Below are 16,016 nucleotides of genomic sequence, written 5' to 3'. Positions count from 1 at the left end.
ATGGACTGGGAGTAATGGGATTTCACTTCAAACGGCGTCCACCCGGCAGGAATATCTTCTTGTGTCTGATCTGTCATGCCCCCGGCTTAAAGTGTGATGGCAGGGAATGCAAAAACCCGCAGCACTGCACGCGCTATGTACCTGATGCATTTTCCTCCACCACATGCCCGGCAAAACCGGACCCGGCCTCGGCATAGACATTGAAAACAGTGTGCGCCCCAGCCTGTTCCAGCGCCTCCACCTCATCCTGAAACTTGGCCGTCGCCGCAACCCGGCCCTGATATGCTGCAAACTTGATTTGTTCGAGCACGGCAAGGTTGGTCTGCAATTTAGGTAGAGCCAGCATGATGAGTTCCAGCGAACTGGTTGCCTGTATCCGGTCCCAGAAGTCAGCATCACTTGGGTCCCCATGAAGGACATTCTGTCCGGCAGACCGGTGGTTCATCACCGTGGCAGGGTCAATATCCACGCCGATCACGGCAACTCTGGCCCCTTTTGTATCAAGAGACTGGTCATCTGTTATCAGATCATTTCTCTGTAACCGCTTCCAGAAGGGGCGGCGATGCGCATAAAGACTATGGGCATTAGTATTCAACGCTGCCGCCACAATGAATGAAAGCGACAGGGAAATCGCGATAATGATGAGCCAGTCAGCCGAAATCCAGCCATTGGCAACGCCCACTGCCGCAACAATCAAACCAAACTCACTGAAATTTGTGAGATTGAGCGACGCCAGCAGGGAGGTTCTGGCGCGCAGTTTGAAACGGGTCATCAGGACAAAGAACAGCGCTGACTTCAGGAAGATCAAAGGCGTCAGCAAAGTGCCGATCAACAGCGTTTCCGCAGTAGGCGTTCCTGAAAGACCAATGGAAAGAAAAAAGCCAAGCAGGAACACATCCTTGAAGCCGAGCATGGTCTTGGCCAGTTCATCTGCCTTGGCATGGCTTGCGACCAGCACACCAAGCACAAGTGCCCCGAGATCACCTTTCAATTCCAGAGATTCGAAAAACTCTGCTCCACCCAGAGCCAGGATAAAACCAAACAGAACAAGTAATTCTCCGTGACCGACTTTTTCAAGAAGCAGGTGCAGGAAAGGCCTGAGGGGAATGAGTAACAGGACCGAAAATACCCAGGGAGAAGGGGCCTGGCCGGTAGAAAAAGCCAGAAACGCTACCGCCGCAATATCCTGCATAATCAGGACACCGATCGCAATGCGGCCATGGAGTGAGGCCATGTCGCCGCGCTCTTCCAGCGATTTCACGACAAATACAGTGCTGGAGAAACTGAGGGCAAAGGCGACCAGAAGCGCGCTGGACAGATCAAGCCCGGACACAAAAGGCGCCCCAAGCAGCGCCAGCGCATAGAAAGCAAAGCCAAACAGAATGACGACAACCGAGGTATGCAAGCCCGTCACGGCCCAGACCTGTGGCTTGGCCAGCGTCCTCAAATTCAGTTTAAGCCCGACGGTGAAAAGCAGCAGCGTGATGCCAAGGTCAGAAAGCTTCTCCAGCACTTCACCGCTGGTAAACCCGAACCCGTTCAGAACAAAACCAGCAGCCAGATAGCCCAACAGCGTTGGCAAACCAGCCATCCGCGACAATAGGCCGAGCGCAAAGGCGACAGAAATCCAGGCCACGTCTCCGAAAGCTATCGCCACCCACTCAAAATCCATCAACATCCCCGGCTGGTTTCCGGTACTGAGCGCCACGATCTCGCCGCCCCTTCCGGGTTACTGCAAAAAATACTCTATCGTAATTCGCGCCACAGCAATCGCGTCCAGTTACAAAAATCTTGCATGGATTGTTTGGCGTTGAATGATCACGATATTTTTGACCTCGATCAATATGAGAAATGGCTCCAGAATTATATTGACTTATTTCTCTTTTTGTTCTATGTTTTTTTCACTGGCAGCGGCTCTTTGACATTATGGTATGCATATTCGCTCCGGCCCTGGAATGAGCTGGCGACAACTGACTTCAAACACTGGCCAGAAAATGAAACTGGCCGGGCAACACTGCGTCCTTTTTGCTTTTGGCAGATCCAGTGCGCGGGGCGTTTTCCCGCACCAGTGACAGGTTAAGTTCCAGCCTGATGTTCAGTGATAACGCTCAGGAACGTCTCCGCATAGGCCTCTATCTTCTTGTCGCCAACGCCGAACAACTGACTGAACGCTTCAATATCTGATGGCTTCTTATCGGCCATATCGATCAGGGTGCGATCGGAAAAAATAACATAGGCCGGACATTGTTTTTCGCGCGCAAGGTCAAGCCGCTTCTGTTTCAAAAGGGTAAGCAGTTTCGCATCCACCTGGCCTTCTGCGAGTTTCTTTGCAGGTGACTTTTCCTTCTTGTCCTGCCCCAGGGCATCCTGCCGGAAAGAAACTGCAGCTGCGCCTGCCAGTACCTGCTGCCCGCGTGCAGTGAGCACCAGCGAGCCGAATTCGCCTGCCGGAGCAAGAATGTTCTGTGCCAGCATCTGGCGAAACATCCGTCGCCATTGCTTGTCAGTATATTGTCGGCCCTGTCCGTGTGAGGAGAGTTTATCATGGCCTGCTGTGCAGACTTTCTCCGACTGGCTGCCACGCAGAATATTGATAATATGGCTCTGACCGTAAACTTCGCCCGTCGCAATAATGGCTTCCAGCGCCGCTCGGGCAGCAGCAGTGCCATCTGCCATCAACGGCGGCACGTCGCAGATGTCACAATTACCGCAGGGTACATCCTGCAATTCACCAAAATACGAAAGCAGCATGTTGCGACGACATGTCACGGCTTCGCAATAGGTGGCGAGTGTGTCTAGGCGGCGGCGCTCCACGCGCTTCACGTCCTCCGGCGCACCAGACTCATCAATCATGGTACGGCGCAGGCGTAAATCATTATAGCCATAGAACAGGATTGCCTCTGCCGGATTACCGTCTCGCCCCGCCCGGCCAATTTCCTGATAATAGGTTTCGAGGGAAGCTGGCAGGTTCATGTGGATGACATAGCGGATATCCGGCTTGTCGATTCCCATCCCGAAGGCAATCGTCGCACAAACCACCAAATCATCCTCTGTGAGGAAACGATTGAGGCGGACAGTGCGCTCCTCATCCGCCATGCCGGCATGATAGGCGATAGCATTATGCCCCTCCCGGGCCAACATATCAGCGGCAGCTTCTGTTCCCTTGCGGGAAAGACAATAGACAATCCCCTGCTGTCCTGTGCGTGCGCGCACCAGCGTCGCAAGGCGTTTCTCGGCCTGCTTCTTTTCTTCCACCTTGATGGCAATGTTGGGTCGGTCAAAACCCTGCACAAAGACCTTTGCGGCCCCGTGAAAAATACGCGAAACCATGTCCTGCCGTGTGGCATCATCTGCCGTGGCTGTAAAAGCTGCAACCTGTGCTGACGGAAACAGTGATTTCAATTCAGCAAGGCGGATATATTCCTTGCGGAAATCATGCCCCCACTGGCTGATGCAGTGCGCTTCATCAATGACGATCATTGACAAGGGCAATGCCTGCAAAGCCTCTATCATGCGCGGGGTCACCATGCGCTCCGGCGACATGTAAACGAGGTTGACCTCACCGGCAGCAACAGCGCGCCAATCCGCCACATTATCCGCACGCGGCCGACCTGAATGGATCATCCCGGCACGCACGCCAAAAGACTCCAGCAACGCTACCTGGTTCTCCATCAGGGCAATCAGCGGCGAGACCACAACCGTCAAGCCGCCGCGCATTAGGGCTGGCAACTGAAAGCACAGGGATTTTCCCGCGCCTGTGGGCATAACGGCGAGCACATCCTCGCCGCTGAGCAGCGTATCAATGACTGGCTCCTGCCCCGGTTTGAACTGGTCAAAGCCAAAAACATGGGACAGCACCTCGTGCTTGTCCTGCACGAGATCGGAACGGGTGGTGGTATCTGGCTGCATCACGGTCATATTTGTGGAGCGACTATGACGTGCGTTGCACGCCGCAACAATCTGAAGCGCTGCGGCCTGTGCTTTACGTTTTCCACAGCTGGTGGCACATGAAGACGATGACTGATTTTCCCGCCCCACGCATGGTCCAGGCTGGCGACGTGACTTTTGCCACCTATGAAACTGGCCCGAAAGACGGACGGCCTGTCCTGCTATTGCATGGCTGGCCGGAGCTGGCTTTCTCCTGGAGCCAGATCATGCCTGCCCTGGCTGAAGCAGGTTATCGCGCCATTGCCATCGACCAGAAAGGCTTTGGCCAATCTGCAAAACCGGATGACGCACGCCTTTACGGCATGGATATATTGACCGCGGATTTCGCCCGGCTCATCGAAGCGCTCGGATATGACAGAATCCTGCTCTGCGGCCATGACTGGGGCGGTGCCATGGTCTGGCCGATGGCTTATACTTACCCCGCACTGATTGAGGGCGTGATCGGTATTTGCACGCCGCACCGCAAACGCGCGCCTGCCCCCCCGATCGAAATCTACCGAACAAAATTCAGCCCGGACCACTACATCGTCACATTTCAGGATCTGGACGCGCCGGACCGGGTCTTCGGCGGTCATGAGGAAAGAATGTTCCGCTTCATGTTCCGTGGGTCGCCGCCGCGCAGTGTCTGGCCCAAACTCTTTCCAGCGCTATATGACCAGATAGGACGGTTTGAAGAGTTCAAGGGCTTCGAGGACAGTCAACTGATCATCAGCCCGGATGTCCTGAAACACTTTGCCGAAACTTATGCGGCTTCAGGTCACCGCACCCCGACGCATATCTATCGCAATGTGGATCATAACTGGCGATTGACTGAGGGCGTGGACCTGACCGTTCATCAACCTGTGCTGATGTTCCCGGCAGAACTGGATATCATGCTGCCACCAGAGTCTGCGGACCAGATGCCGGCGTTATGCCCCGATCTTACCATGCACCTGCTGCGTGACTGTGGTCACTGGGCCATGTGGGAGAAACCGGCAGAGATCAACCGTGTAATGACCACCTGGCTCCAGCAACGCTTTCCAGCCTAGAGTGATTTGTACACAGCGTCGATAAGGCGTGCCGGGCGCGGGTCGCCCATAAGATGATGAGACATTTTGTTCATCACATACGCAAAGCTGAGCCCGTTCTCACGATCTGCGAAAACGCAGGAGCCGCCAAAGCCAGAATGGCCAAGCGTTGCCTCGACTGGCCCATATACTTTGTTGCTGTTGCGCATCAGGCCGCAGGCCCAGGAAATCTCATACGGCAGGACAAGATCCTGCCCTCTTATTTGTTCTCTGGACAGAAGGTCAATCACTGATGATGCGGCAAATTCCTGCCCATCAATTCTGCCATCTGTCGCAATGATTGACATCGCCCTGGCCAATCCCCTTGCATCTGCATGAATGTTGGATGCGGGGATCTCCGCCCGTGACCAGTCTTCACGGCTGACCCCGGCAGGGGCTGCCCATTTGGTCAGGAAAGCCGCCTTTGTGGGTTCATTGATCTCACCCATATCAGCCAGTTTGGTGGGCTTGCTCATATGGCTGGCCCGCGCCATTTGCCCTTCATCAAGGCCACAATAGATATCCAGATCGAACGGCTCTGCCAGGTGCAAAGTAATCAGCTCACCAACCGTCCTGCCCGTGACACGTCGCAACACTTCACCAGCAAGGTAGCCGAAAGTCTGCGGGTGGTAGCCATGGGCATTGCCCGGCTGCCACATGGGTGGCATGGCGGCGAGCTTTTCACAAATCGCTCCCCAGTCCAGCCATGTGGCCGGGTCCATTTCATCCGGAAACCCACTCAGACCTGCCTGATGGGACATCAGTTGCGCCAGCGTGATCTCGCCCTTACCCGCCACCGCAAAGTCTGGCCAGTAGTCGGCAACCGGGGCATCATAGGATAAAAGACCGTCATTCACCGCTCTGGCGATCAGTAAGCTGATGACAGCTTTGCCGGAAGAATAGATACCAACGATTGTCTCCCGCGCCCACGGCACTTCTTTCTTGCGGTCCTGATACCCACCGAAAAGATCGACAACCAGTTCACCCCCAAGGCACACAGCACACGCTGCGCCAAGGTCATCGCCACTATCAAGATTGGCAGCAAAAGCTGTACGGACCGCCTCGAAGCGGGGATCATGCGCGCCTTGAATTGTCATTTCAGCGACTGGGGGAGAAGCCGCAGGAGATACCTGACTTGAGTACCGCGCCAACTATGCCCGGATTTTCAATGTCCAGCAGAACATCCACGCCCTCACCAGTCGAGTCCGCACGGGTCAGGCTGGAGAGGAAATCTGCCAACTCATTCAACTGATCACTGTCAAGACGATCTCGCAACTGCTCAGCCATACAATCAGCGCGGTTGGGGGCAATGCCAATATCGCGCAGGCTGTCTTCTATCCTGTATTCTGCCACGCTCGCACATGCGGCGAGTAGCAGAAAAGCTGTCAGTAAACCCATGATACGCATACTATCGTCTCCTTTAATTCTTTAGGGTCTCGAGGCGCCACCTCAAGGCTGGCATCCTGTCCTGACCGAAAAAGCCCTCGCCATTCAGCACCATCAATGGCACCCCCCAGTGATATTTCTGCTGCTCGGCTTCATTTTCCTCAATCAGCTTCTGCAGCATGGCATCTTCTTCAGCCGCTGTTTTTTCCATCGCCGCAAGATCAAACCCGGCGCGGGCGGCAGCCTCTGCCAGATGATCGCCTTCATGCCAGTTATCTGTCTGACCGTTCCAGATGATGGCTGAAACTTCTTCGAAGAAACTGAATGCCGCCGCCCCTTTTTCATTCTGTGCAATCGCACCCAAGCGCATAAGACGATCGATGCGCGGCTGCTCTTTAGCAACATCAAGGGTGTCAGTATCCTGCACAATCGGGTCCGGCATGGGCCAGCGAAATGGCGCGTTAAGGCGCGCAGCTTCACGCACCATATCCAGCATCATGTAGGGCAAAGTTTGCGGGCGACGATTAGTAAAGAAAGATACATCACGTACAGCCAACGGATATACCGGACGGATCGTTACTGCCACACCCAGATCATCTTTCAGCTGCCGCAGCTGCGGCACGGCAAGATAGGAGTACGGACTTCTGAATGACCAGTAAACATCAACATTCTGCTGCATGGATCACCTTATCTCGGTTTAACGGAAGGGCGGTTCGTTGAAGCTGCGCAGTTTGCGTGAATGCAGCGCGTCGGCCCCATCCTTGCGCAAGTCTTCCATCGTCTGGATACCGATTTTCATATGCTCGGAAATAGACTTCTCATAAAATCTGTTCGCTGCGCCCGGCAGCTTGATTTCACCATGCAAAGGCTTGTCGGATACGCATAAAAGCGTGCCATAGGGAACGCGGAAGCGATAGCCATTGGCCGCGAGAGTCGCGCTTTCCATATCAACGGCAATAGCACGCGACTGATTGAAGCGATGCGCTTCCTCAGAGAAACGCAGCTCCCAGTTACGATCGTCATCGGTGACGACGGTGCCTGTCCTCAGCCTCGCTTTCAACCTGCTGCCCGTATCTCCCGTAATTTTGGAAGCTGCCGCAGACAGGGCCAACTGAACCTCTGCAATGGGCGGGATCGGCACCTCAGGGGGCAGGTCATTATCAAGGACACCATCATGACGCAGATATGCATGCGCCAGCACATAATCACCCAGTCGTTGCGAATGGCGCAGGCCACCACAATGGCCGATCATGATCCAGCATTGCGGGCGCAGAACAGCAAGGTGATCTGTGATGGTTTTGGCATTAGACGGACCGACACCGATATTCACCAGCGTCACACCCATGCCATGATCGGCAACAAGATGGTAGGCCGGCATCTGATGCTTGCGCCATGGGCCTTCTGCCACCTTTTCCTTGGCGTTCTTGCTGTCTTTGGTAATTTCGATATTACCTGGCGCAACGAGGCGGGAATAAGCGCTGTCATCTTGCAGTTTTTCAATCGCAATATCTACGAATTCATCAATATACCGTTGGTAATTCGTAAACAGAATGAACTGCTGAAAAGCCTCAGGGTCCGTGCCTGTATAATGCTTCAGCCGTTGAAGTGAATAATCCGTGCGCAGCGCTGAAAAAAGAGACAGTGGTTTGGGGCCTGCATCAACGGCCGCCCCCTCGCTGGACATGGTCAGTACCGGTTCGCGGTCACCATTTGGCACTTTGTCATCTATTTGCGACAGGTCCGGTATCGGGAAGACACGGGCCAGATCAGAAGGCGGGAACTGGTCCACATCAACACCGCTGCCTGACTCCAGCGCATAGGGATAGGGAATATCTGCATCCGATAAGCCAACTTCCATCCTGAAATCATAGGTCTCGAACAGGATATCGAGTTGCTCTGCAAGATAGTCCCGGAACAGGGCGGGGCGTGCAATATCAGTTTCAAATACGCCGGGCGTATCAAATTTGCCGAAGGCTCGGGAAAAAGCCGGGGCAGCGGCCTCCGGCATATATGTCAGGCGAATTTTGGGATATGCAAAAAGGCCGTAGGAGACATCTTCCGGGTTCGGCGGCGATGACGTTTCAATATAGGTATTGAAAGCGTCGCGAAGGGCTTGCGTGCTGCGATCATAAACAGCACACAGAATGTCGAGACATTCATCAACTGATGTGACGACCTGCCAGTCTTCACGGCTAGACGGTATGGAGAGCTTATCGGGCAATCAGCTCTCCTGGCTTGCCTCGCGCTTGACGAATGTCACAGCGAACAAAGGTTGACCGTCAAAAATATCCTTTGGCGATTCGTGGCCTTCGATCATCTGGAAATGGCGCGGTGTAATCGTGCCTTCCATGCGGTAACCGCGCTCTGCCATTTTACCGCGATGAAACTCGAGGGCAGCTGCCGTGAATTCACTGGCAAGGATGGTAATGCGTTCTGGGTCGTTGGACATGGGCTGTCTCTCCTGAAAAAGGCTGTATATTTTCAGACATGACTAGCGCTTTTTTTGCCCCGCTGGCAAGCGCCCTGCATCTTCGCAGGACGAAAGCTTCAGCTACTGCTGGCACCAGCCTCAGGATCATTGCGCCAGGCAAAATATGACGCCACCGTCGAGGCAATAATGGCGGAGAACGAGCCAACAAGTAACGCTGATGTTGACCATATCACCCCCATCGTGAAGGCGCAGACAACAACCGCGACACCTGTGAGGACAAACATATATCCACACATGCGATTAGCCACCGTCCAGGCATGTTCACTACTCAGGGTCCATGGATTGCGCAGACCAGCCACCCAGTTGGACTTGCTTTTGGCCATGTAGTTGCCAATCAGAACGAAGAAGGCACCGACAAGCGCAATAATCATCGCCGGGTTTGGTTCCTGACCGGTTGCACCACCCCAGACAATCATACCATGCGCGCCAGCCAGTATCGCCATGGCGCCAATCCAGGCAACAAGATAGAATGTGCGGCTTTTTTCCAGATTCTCCTTGCGCGGAAAAATCTGCGGGATAACGGCGAACGTCCCCATCAGGAAAAGTGCCAGCAGAGGCTGTCCAAGCAATATCACCATTTTACTGGAATACCCGTCAGGGTTACCGTTGATATCCGAGTGGCGCGCCACCATTGTACCGTCTGGTATTTCCATCCAGCCATAAACCGACATGCCAATCATGATTATCAGGAAGGGCAAACTCCAAAACAAACCGCTTTTAGCCATCTTTTTCCTCCTTCTCTTCCAATTCCCCTGAGAAGCCGGCCTGAACCTCAGGCGCACTTTCAACGCCAAGCAAGGCCAGCAGATTTTCAATCAATTCTTCCGCGACAGACATATTGAGGCTATAGGTCAGGGTCGTGCCCTTTCTGTCTGACGTGACAAGGTCAGCCTGTTTCAACACATTCAGATGCCCGGACAGGGTTGGCTTGGCGATCTCGAAATTATCCGCCAACTCCCCTGCAGTATGGGCTCGCTGCCGCAAGAGCCGCAGAATCTTGCGGCGGACCGGGTGGCTGAGTGCTCTGTATGTATTGTCCATGATTTGTTATTTAGGGAATAACCTAATTATATTCAAGGACCATCAAGCATTTATGGACTGATATTGTCGTTTGGCGCTGAAAGGGGGACACCATACACTTCCAGATAAAATTGAGGAAAAAACCATGTCCGACACGCGCAAAACCATCCCCCGACTGAAAGGAGATGATTATTCTGCTGGCATAATCGCCGAACGGCAGGATTTTGTCGCGCGTGAAACCAGCACAACACTAGACCATGTAAAAGCGGCCTCTTTTGACCCGGCAATGCTCGAAGGCAATATCGAAAACGCTGTGGGCATCGCGCAAGTGCCAATCGGCCTGGCCGGGCCCCTGCTGGTGAACGGGGAACACGCCAAGGGCACTTTCTACGTGCCCATGGCGACAACAGAGGGCACGCTGGTTGCAAGCTACAATCGAGGGATGCGCCTTCTGGCTGAATGCGGAGGGGTGAAAACCACTATTATCGAGCGCTACATGCAACGTGCGCCTGTGTTCCATTTCGATGATGCCAGGCAAGCGCGGGAATTTGGCGACTGGTTCGATCAGCATATTGATAAAATAAAGGCAGCGGCTGAAGAAACCACATCGGTCGGCAAACTGCATCACGTCGAACAATATGGCGTTGGGCCCATGCGGTATCTGCGCTTCAATTATACAACAGGGGATGCCGCAGGTCAGAACATGGCCGGGAAAGCAACTTTTGCCGCTTGTAACTGGATTGCAGCAAATTACCCCGAAAAGTGTCGCTTCACCCTATCGGGAGCCATCGATACAGACAAGAAACATTCACAACTTAACACGCTGCATTCGCGCGGCGCACGCGTGGTCGCGGAAGTAACGATCCAGAATGAAATCATGACACGGATCATGCGTGCCGATAACCGGGCCCTTTTCAATGCGCGACTCGTTTCCCACACAGGCGGGATGCTGGCGGGCACCACCAATAACGGCATGCACGCAGCCAATGGTCTGGCTGCGATATTTATTGCTACAGGTCAGGATGCCGCCAACATTGCCGAATCCCATGCCGGCATCACTTTTGTCCAGCTGAAGGAAAACAACGACTATTACTGGTCAATCACCCTGCCCTCGCTGATCGTCGCCACTTATGGCGGCGGCACAGGCCTGGCTACGCAACGGGAATGCCTCGAGATGATGGACTGCTACGGCAAGGGGAAAGTGGAGAGGTTCGCAGAAATCTGCGCTGCAACTGTGCTGGCAGGCGAAATATCACTGGCAGCTGCCGTGGTTGCCGGTGACTGGGTCGAAAGCCATGACAAATATGGACGCAACCGGCCCTGAGGCTCGCAGCGAACGCTATATTCCTTATCCCGTCAAACGGGCAGCGAGATCAGAAAGTTGGGCGGCAACCGGTGATGTGCCCTCGGGGAAAGAGGCCCCCTCGAATGTTGCCCCGTTTTCAAAACGCGCTCTGTTGAAAGACGCCGGCAAATTAAAAATGGTTTCATCAAACCACGCCTTGCCAATAAAGACAGCATTATCAAAATTGGCTTCATCCACAAATTTCGCATTATCGAAACCTGCATTGCCCTCAAACAGGCAAAGAGGGAAATTGGCTTTCCCGCCAAAAACGGACTGACCGAATCCCGCTTCGCCATGAAAAAGGGCTTTCTCAAGATCAGCAGAAGCATTGAACTTGCTGCCACGGAACCAGGCATCCTTGTAAAAAGTTGCCCCTCTCAGTGAGACATCATCGAAAGATGCATCCCTGAATTCCACCGTGTCATAAAAGACCGCGCCAGTGAAATCTGCCAGTCTGGAAAACTGGCAGGCTTCAAACCAGACTTTCTGGTGGAATACCGCACCCTTAAAATCAGCGCCCTGACGGAACATGCTGCCGTTGAAATAGACTTCTTCGTGAAACTCTGTTTGTGCAAAGTTCGCATCATCGAGCACACGCCCGGCCCAGTCATAGGTTTTTTTCACGATACGCATTTGCAAGCCGCCTGATTAATTGACAGGTTAACAGATTAACAGATTCTGCACTTTTACAACAACACGCCTTTTGCGATTGGTTAAGGCATCAAGCGCATGGCAGACCTTCACCAAAACAAAGGCCGCCCTGAAGGCGGCCTTTGCAATTCATAATAATACTGATCTGATAAAAACAATCAGTCGTTGTCTTTCAGGGCTGCGCCAAGAATGTCACCGAGAGACGCCCCACTGTCAGCAGAACCGTACTGCTGGACCGCTTCGTTCTCCTCAGCAATTTCTCGCGCCTTGATAGACAGGGAAATGCGACGGGACTTGTTGTCTACCGCCGTAATTTTCGCGTCAATCTTGTCGCCAACGGCAAAACGCTCTGGACGCTGCTCATTGCGATCACGACTGAGTTCGGATTTGCGGATGAAGGATTTTGGCCCATTCGCACCGCCAACGCGCACCTCAATACCACCATTTTCAATGGCAGTAACTTCACAGGTAACATTGTTGCCGCGTGACAGACCATCAATCATTTCCATTGGGTCAGAATCAAGCTGCTTGATGCCAAGCGCAATACGCTCTTTGTCAGGATCAACATCAATGACCTTGGCCTGGACAACCTGGCCCTTTTCATAGTCCTTGATTGCATCTTCACCGGAACGATCCCAGTCAAGATCAGACAGGTGGACCATGCCGTCCATGTCTTCTTCAAGACCAACAAAAAGACCAAACTCTGTGATGTTCTTGATCTCGCCTTCAATGACAGAACCAAGCGGATGACGCTCTGCAAAGTTCTCCCACGGATTATCAAGACACTGCTTGAGACCGAGAGAGACGCGGCGCTTGCCTTCGTCTACTTCCAGCACCATGACTTCGAGTTCCTGACCCGGTGTCACAATCTTGCTTGGGTGCACATTCTTTTTCACCCATGACATTTCCGAGACATGGACAAGGCCTTCGATACCATCTTCAAGCTCAACAAAAGCACCGTAATCAGTGATATTTGAGACTTTACCATTGAACTTGGCGCCCAGTGGATATTTTGCAGCCACGCCTTCCCATGGATCAGGCCTCAACTGCTTCATACCCAGCGAGATACGGTGACTTTCCGGATTGATCTTGATAATCTTTACCCGGATAGAATCATTCACGCCAATCATCTCTGACGGGTGATTGATCCGCGACCAGCTCATATCTGTGACGTGCAACAAACCATCAACGCCAGGCGCAAGTTCAACAAACGCACCATAGTCGGTGATGTTCTTGACCACACCATCGCGCTCATCGCCCTCGTTAAGTTCCTTGACGACTTCTTCACGATGTTCCGCCCGATCCTCTTCAAGGATGGCACGGCGAGAGACAACAATATTGCCGCGACGCTTATCCATTTTCAGGATGCGGAATGGCTGCGTGATATTCATCAGCGGGCTGGCATCGCGTACAGGGCGAATATCAACCTGTGAACCTGGCAGAAAGGCAACGGCACCACCAAGATCAACGGTGAAGCCACCCTTGACCCGGTTAAAGATTACGCCTTCGACGCGCTCTTCAGCTTCCTGTGCTTTTTCCAGTTTCGCCCATGCTTCTTCACGACGGGCTTTTTCGCGGCTGATGCCGGCTTCGCCAGAGGCAGTTTCAATGCGCTCGACGAAGACTTCTACTTCATCGCCGACCTGCAGGCTGACATCCTGGCCGGGTGTGGCAAACTCGCGCAACGGTACGCGGCCTTCCATTTTAAGGCCCACATCAATAATCGCCATGTCTTTTTCAATGGCGGTTACCGTGCCGGTGACAACAGAATTTTCGAAAGTTTCCTGGCCTACAACTGAGGCCTCGAACATCTCCGCGAAATCATCCACGGAAGGGGTAAGTGTTTCAGACAAACGTCTTCTCCAGTCAAATAGCTTTCCTGCCAACCGGTTAGCTCATATCAAGCATCCGGCGGTCTTCCCTTTCCATATCCTTGCACAGCGCAAGGCAGATCAGGCGACAAGCTGGTGTTACAATAATGATGGCAGCACAGCACGAGATTGACAGTCACACACACATAAAACGATGTCAGACTGTCCATAAAGCTCAGTTATAAGCTGTGGCTAACCCTCCATCGCACTCTTCATCAGAGTTTTGTCAATCGCACGGCGCACTACCGTGAATGCGGCGTCTATATCCAACTCAGAAGTATCAATCAAGTGCGCATCCTGTGCGGCTTTCATGGGCGCGGCCTCTCGGCTTGAATCGCGCTGGTCGCGGCGCTTGATATCTTCCAGCACCTGCTCAAATGAAATTGAACTGTCACGTTGTGTCAGCTCGGCCCAGCGACGCCTTGCACGAACGTCAACAGCGGCATCAATGAAGAGTTTCACTGTTGCATCAGGGCAAACCACGGTGCCGATATCCCGGCCATCCAGCACGGTTCCGTTTAGCCCAGACGGCGGATGAGCAGCAAAGTCCCGCTGGAATGCAAGCAATGCATCACGCACTTCCGGCATGGCTGCGACAACCGAGGCAGCGCGCCCCACGTCAGGCGTGCGAATATCAGCGCCATCAAGCTGGTCGAGAGTAAATGCCTGTGCCGCCGCCTCTGCATCCTCAACGTCACGCGGGGACAGCCCTCTGGAGAGCATGATCCACCCGACACCCCGATAGAGAGAGCCGGTATCAAGATAGGCCAGTCCGTAAAAACTGGCGACCCGGCGGGATAGCGTTCCCTTGCCGGAAGCTGCAGGCCCATCCACTGCAATGACAATATTTTCAGTTTTCATGAGGGCGGCTTTTAGGCGGTCTGTGCCAACTGATGCAAGCCTCGCCGCTATGATGAAGTCGATTGACTGGCCTGATTCACTTCTCCCAGTCCTGCTCAAGGCGGGACGCTGTCATGAACAGGAACAGAGCGGCAAGAACATAGAACACAACGCCGCACAGGATTGCATAGCGCAGGGACTCATCCCCCATGCTGGCAGACAGCGCATCAGATATTGCCCCTATGGCCAGGTTCCCAAGGCCAATCCCGATGAGATTGTTGATGAAAAGGAAAATCGCCGAGGCGGTTGCCCGCATATTTGGCGGCACAAGGTGCTGAAAAGCCGACAGCACAGGCCCTAGCCAGGCCAGGACAAGCGCCTGAATAACAATGAACGACAGGAAAACATAAAGAAGTGTATCCGCCAGCACCCCAATCAGGAAAAAGGGTATCGTCGCGACAAATGCCCAGGCCGGGATAAGAGCGTATGCAGCCTTGCTGCGCTGGCCGAATTTATCAGCCAGAAAACCGCCAGCCCAGATCCCGATCAAGCCACCAACAAACAGGATCGTGCCATAGAAATAGGCAGCATAGGAAAGCTGTGTTGGCTCTGCCGGCAGCAGAAATGACGGAATGAAACTCATGAACTCCGGCAGGGCTTCACCGAAACTGCGCACAAAGAAGGATGGCAACCAGAAGATTAATCCGTATCCCATCATTGAAGAAGAGGCTGCACCGATCGATAAAAGCCAGAAGCTGCGTTTTTGCAGCAACGTATTCACAACCTGCTTGAATGGCGCGGGTTCAACATTGGCTGAAGGGGGGTCATATTGACCACGCTTGGGTTCGCGCATGGTCAGCCGGAAGATTGGCGCGATCAACAGGCCTAAAAGGCCAACAATGACAAAAGCAGACCGCCAGCCGATTATATCAGTCAGTATACCTCCCAATATGATGCCAAGTGCTGAGCCTATCGGAATGCCAAAGGAATAAACGCTCAAAGCCCTGGCGCGCTGGTTGGGCGGGAAATAGTCAGAGATGAGAGAATAGGCTGGTGCGACGCCGCCTGCTTCCCCGACCCCAACCCCAAGCCTTGCCAGAAAGAGCTGAAGAAAATTCTGTGCCAGACCGCACAAAGCCGTCATTGCGCTCCACACCGAAAGAGCAATCGTCATAATCCAGGTGCGGCTCTTGCGGTCAGCAAGGGCCGCGATCGGAATACCCAAAAATGTGTAGAAAAGCGCGAATGCCAACCCACCCATGAGGCTGAGCTGTGTGTCAGACAAGCCCAGATCTTCCTTGATCGGAATAGCCAGAATGCCAACAATCTGCCTGTCGATAAAATTAAAGGTATAAACAACAACCAGTATGAACAGGACATAGGCGCGATAAGCGGACGAGACAGCCGGTGTTGTCATC

General features: G+C 53.5%; 16 protein-coding genes. 3 read left to right on the top strand and 13 right to left on the bottom strand.

Annotation, left to right across the window (positions count from 1 at the left end):
- Positions 1 to 133 precede the first annotated feature (133 nt).
- Positions 134 to 1,708: a cation:proton antiporter gene (locus tag RAL90_RS00225; protein WP_306252524.1), complete on the bottom strand. Its 1,575-nt coding sequence runs from the start codon at positions 1,706 to 1,708 to the stop codon at positions 134 to 136.
- A gap of 96 nt (positions 1,709 to 1,804) precedes the next feature.
- Here RAL90_RS00225 and RAL90_RS00220 point away from each other — a divergent pair, with 96 nt between their 5' ends.
- Positions 1,805 to 2,080: a hypothetical protein gene (locus RAL90_RS00220; RefSeq protein ID WP_306252523.1), complete on the top strand. Its 276-nt coding sequence runs from the start codon at positions 1,805 to 1,807 to the stop codon at positions 2,078 to 2,080.
- Here the strand turns inward: RAL90_RS00220 and recQ are convergent.
- The gene (gene recQ, locus RAL90_RS00215; protein WP_306252522.1) at positions 2,077 to 3,909 is read right to left on the bottom strand and encodes a DNA helicase RecQ; all 1,833 of its coding nucleotides are present in this window, start codon (positions 3,907 to 3,909) and stop codon (positions 2,077 to 2,079) included. The genes RAL90_RS00220 and recQ overlap by 4 nt on opposite strands.
- 98 nt (positions 3,910 to 4,007) lie before the next feature.
- Here recQ and RAL90_RS00210 point away from each other — a divergent pair, with 98 nt between their 5' ends.
- Positions 4,008 to 4,976, top strand: a complete 969-nt coding sequence (locus RAL90_RS00210) for an alpha/beta fold hydrolase (RefSeq protein ID WP_306252521.1) — start codon at positions 4,008 to 4,010, stop codon at positions 4,974 to 4,976.
- On the opposite strand, the gene RAL90_RS00205 is transcribed toward RAL90_RS00210, so the two are convergent.
- The 7 genes from RAL90_RS00205 to RAL90_RS00175 all read right to left on the bottom strand — a co-directional run bounded on the left by RAL90_RS00205 (position 4,973) and on the right by RAL90_RS00175 (position 9,912).
- The gene (locus RAL90_RS00205) at positions 4,973 to 6,091 is read right to left on the bottom strand and encodes a serine hydrolase domain-containing protein (protein ID WP_306252520.1); all 1,119 of its coding nucleotides are present in this window, start codon (positions 6,089 to 6,091) and stop codon (positions 4,973 to 4,975) included. The genes RAL90_RS00210 and RAL90_RS00205 overlap by 4 nt on opposite strands.
- A 1-nt stretch (position 6,092) precedes the next feature.
- Positions 6,093 to 6,401, bottom strand: a complete 309-nt coding sequence (locus tag RAL90_RS00200) for a hypothetical protein (RefSeq protein WP_306252519.1) — start codon at positions 6,399 to 6,401, stop codon at positions 6,093 to 6,095.
- Between the two features lie 13 nt (positions 6,402 to 6,414).
- Positions 6,415 to 7,059, bottom strand: a complete 645-nt coding sequence (locus RAL90_RS00195) for a 2-hydroxychromene-2-carboxylate isomerase (RefSeq protein WP_306252518.1) — start codon at positions 7,057 to 7,059, stop codon at positions 6,415 to 6,417.
- Positions 7,060 to 7,077: 18 nt separating this feature from the next.
- Positions 7,078 to 8,601, bottom strand: coding sequence for an AMP nucleosidase (locus RAL90_RS00190; RefSeq protein ID WP_306252517.1), 1,524 nt, complete (start codon positions 8,599 to 8,601; stop codon positions 7,078 to 7,080).
- Entirely contained in the window at positions 8,602 to 8,829 is a 228-nt protein-coding gene (locus RAL90_RS00185) for a hypothetical protein (protein ID WP_306252516.1), read from the bottom strand.
- A gap of 98 nt (positions 8,830 to 8,927) precedes the next feature.
- A complete protein-coding gene (locus RAL90_RS00180) occupies positions 8,928 to 9,596 on the bottom strand; it encodes an SdpI family protein (RefSeq protein WP_306252515.1) in 669 nt (222 codons plus the stop codon).
- Positions 9,589 to 9,912, bottom strand: a complete 324-nt coding sequence (locus tag RAL90_RS00175) for an autorepressor SdpR family transcription factor (RefSeq protein ID WP_306252514.1) — start codon at positions 9,910 to 9,912, stop codon at positions 9,589 to 9,591. Before RAL90_RS00175 ends, RAL90_RS00180 begins: the two co-directional genes overlap by 8 nt.
- A gap of 124 nt (positions 9,913 to 10,036) precedes the next feature.
- Here RAL90_RS00175 and RAL90_RS00170 point away from each other — a divergent pair, with 124 nt between their 5' ends.
- Complete coding sequence (locus RAL90_RS00170) at positions 10,037 to 11,215, top strand: hydroxymethylglutaryl-CoA reductase (RefSeq protein WP_306252513.1); 1,179 nt, start codon at positions 10,037 to 10,039, stop codon at positions 11,213 to 11,215.
- A gap of 24 nt (positions 11,216 to 11,239) precedes the next feature.
- On the opposite strand, the gene RAL90_RS00165 is transcribed toward RAL90_RS00170, so the two are convergent.
- The 4 genes from RAL90_RS00165 to RAL90_RS00150 all read right to left on the bottom strand — a co-directional run bounded on the left by RAL90_RS00165 (position 11,240) and on the right by RAL90_RS00150 (position 16,015).
- Positions 11,240 to 11,869, bottom strand: a complete 630-nt coding sequence (locus RAL90_RS00165) for a pentapeptide repeat-containing protein (RefSeq protein WP_306252512.1) — start codon at positions 11,867 to 11,869, stop codon at positions 11,240 to 11,242.
- A gap of 176 nt (positions 11,870 to 12,045) precedes the next feature.
- Positions 12,046 to 13,740, bottom strand: coding sequence for a 30S ribosomal protein S1 (gene rpsA / locus RAL90_RS00160; protein ID WP_306252511.1), 1,695 nt, complete (start codon positions 13,738 to 13,740; stop codon positions 12,046 to 12,048).
- 210 nt (positions 13,741 to 13,950) lie between these two features.
- A complete protein-coding gene (cmk, locus tag RAL90_RS00155; protein ID WP_306252510.1) occupies positions 13,951 to 14,619 on the bottom strand; it encodes a (d)CMP kinase in 669 nt (222 codons plus the stop codon).
- 76 nt (positions 14,620 to 14,695) lie between these two features.
- Positions 14,696 to 16,015 carry an MFS transporter gene (locus RAL90_RS00150; RefSeq protein ID WP_306252509.1) on the bottom strand — a complete coding sequence of 440 codons (1,320 nt, stop codon included), beginning with the start codon at positions 16,013 to 16,015 and terminating at the stop codon, positions 14,696 to 14,698.
- Position 16,016 lies beyond the last annotated feature (1 nt).

The organism is Parvularcula sp. IMCC14364, assembly GCF_030758415.1.
In the GTDB taxonomy this organism is placed as follows: Bacteria; Pseudomonadota; Alphaproteobacteria; order Caulobacterales; family Parvularculaceae; genus Aquisalinus.
The sequence above is the reverse complement of the archived record's forward strand: the minus strand, read 5'-3'. Positions and strand labels throughout refer to the sequence as shown.

Bases quoted from the DNA above. Each gene is read 5' to 3' on its own strand.
- RAL90_RS00205 (WP_306252520.1), bottom strand. From the start codon at position 6,091: ATGACAATTCAAGGCGCGCATGATCCCCGCTTCGAGGCGGTCCGTACA.
- RAL90_RS00170 (WP_306252513.1), top strand. From the start codon at position 10,037: ATGTCCGACACGCGCAAAACCATCCCCCGACTGAAAGGAGATGATTAT.
- cmk (WP_306252510.1), bottom strand. From the start codon at position 14,619: ATGAAAACTGAAAATATTGTCATTGCAGTGGATGGGCCTGCAGCTTCC.
- recQ (WP_306252522.1), bottom strand. From the start codon at position 3,909: ATGCAGCCAGATACCACCACCCGTTCCGATCTCGTGCAGGACAAGCAC.
- RAL90_RS00150 (WP_306252509.1), bottom strand. From the start codon at position 16,015: ATGACAACACCGGCTGTCTCGTCCGCTTATCGCGCCTATGTCCTGTTC.
- RAL90_RS00165 (WP_306252512.1), bottom strand. From the start codon at position 11,869: ATGCGTATCGTGAAAAAAACCTATGACTGGGCCGGGCGTGTGCTCGAT.
- RAL90_RS00200 (WP_306252519.1), bottom strand. From the start codon at position 6,401: ATGCGTATCATGGGTTTACTGACAGCTTTTCTGCTACTCGCCGCATGT.
- RAL90_RS00175 (WP_306252514.1), bottom strand. From the start codon at position 9,912: ATGGACAATACATACAGAGCACTCAGCCACCCGGTCCGCCGCAAGATT.
- RAL90_RS00185 (WP_306252516.1), bottom strand. From the start codon at position 8,829: ATGTCCAACGACCCAGAACGCATTACCATCCTTGCCAGTGAATTCACG.
- RAL90_RS00195 (WP_306252518.1), bottom strand. From the start codon at position 7,059: ATGCAGCAGAATGTTGATGTTTACTGGTCATTCAGAAGTCCGTACTCC.
- RAL90_RS00180 (WP_306252515.1), bottom strand. From the start codon at position 9,596: ATGGCTAAAAGCGGTTTGTTTTGGAGTTTGCCCTTCCTGATAATCATG.
- RAL90_RS00210 (WP_306252521.1), top strand. From the start codon at position 4,008: ATGAAGACGATGACTGATTTTCCCGCCCCACGCATGGTCCAGGCTGGC.